Source organism: Paraplanobispora takensis (assembly GCF_016863195.1).
GTDB lineage: Bacteria > Actinomycetota > Actinomycetes > Streptosporangiales > Streptosporangiaceae > Planobispora > Planobispora takensis.
This window is the reverse complement of the sequence record NZ_BOOK01000137.1, coordinates 1-1,030: the sequence shown is the minus strand read 5'-3', so window position 1 is coordinate 1,030 and position 1,030 is coordinate 1. Positions and strand designations below refer to the sequence as shown.

Annotated in this window: 1 protein-coding gene; it reads left to right on the top strand. The window is 67.7% G+C overall.

What is annotated here, in order from left to right; all coding sequences use genetic code 11:
* The first annotated feature begins 92 nt into the window (after positions 1-92).
* Complete coding sequence (locus tag Pta02_RS40790) at positions 93-1,016, top strand: transposase (protein ID WP_203880413.1); 924 nt, start codon at positions 93-95, stop codon at positions 1,014-1,016.
* Positions 1,017-1,030 lie beyond the last annotated feature (14 nt).

Genomic DNA, 1,030 nt, shown 5'->3' with positions numbered 1-1,030 from the left:
TCTAGATGGTTGATGTGCTTTCTACGCTGTGCCTAACGGCGAAGAGTGCCCAGGATCGGTGGTGTAGAAGCACATCCGACCCGGGGGTCGTCGTGGACACCGACCTGGACACTCTCCTCATCGCACTGTACGTCGAGCTCACTGATCGAATCTTGCCCTCACAACGGGTACGGCCGACCGGTGGGCCGGGACATCCGCCGGAGGTGACCGACGCCGAGCTCGTCTGCCTGGCCGTGGCCCAGGTGCTGCTGCGCCATGACGAGGAACGCCACTGGCTGCGTGCGGCTCCGGCTCTGGTCGGTCATCTGTTCCCGCGGCTGCTGTCGCAGGGCGAGTACAACCGGAGATTGCGCGCGGCGGCCCCGCTGCTGGAGGCGGCGCTGCGCTGGACGGCCGAGCACACCCCCTCCAGTGCCGATGCGGTGCGGATCTGGGACGGCACGGCGGTGCCGTGCGGCGCCTCCCGCCAAACCGCCCAGCGCTCGAACCTGTTCGGCTGGGCCGGCTACGGCATGGACACCTCCCACCACCGCTTCTACTGGGGCGCTGAGCTGCTGCTGGTGTGCGCGCCCGATGGCCTGGTCACCGGGTTCGTGCTGGTCAATCCGAAGCTGGTCAAGGAGCGCGAGGCGGTGCGGGCGATGTTCACCCGCACCGAGAACCGGCCCGCGCCGGGCACCGTCGGGGTGTGTGACAAGGGCTTTGCCGGGGCCGCCTTCGCCGCCGACCTGGCCGAGCTGGGGATCACCGTGATCCGGCCCGCCCGCAAGGACGAGCCGGATCGCGGCCTGTTTCCGTACTGGTTGCGTCAGCGGATCGAGTCGGTCAACTGGACCCTCAAGGGCCAGCTCGGCCTTGAACGCCACCATGCCCGCATCCCGTCGGGGTTGTGGGTGCGGGTCCTGCAGCGCCTGCTGGCCCTGAACGTGGCGATCTGGCACAACTGGGCCTGCGGTGTCACCCGTAAAAGATCCCTGATCTTCTACGACCACGTTCGCCCTTTGACCAGCCCGTAAAAGCACATCAACCA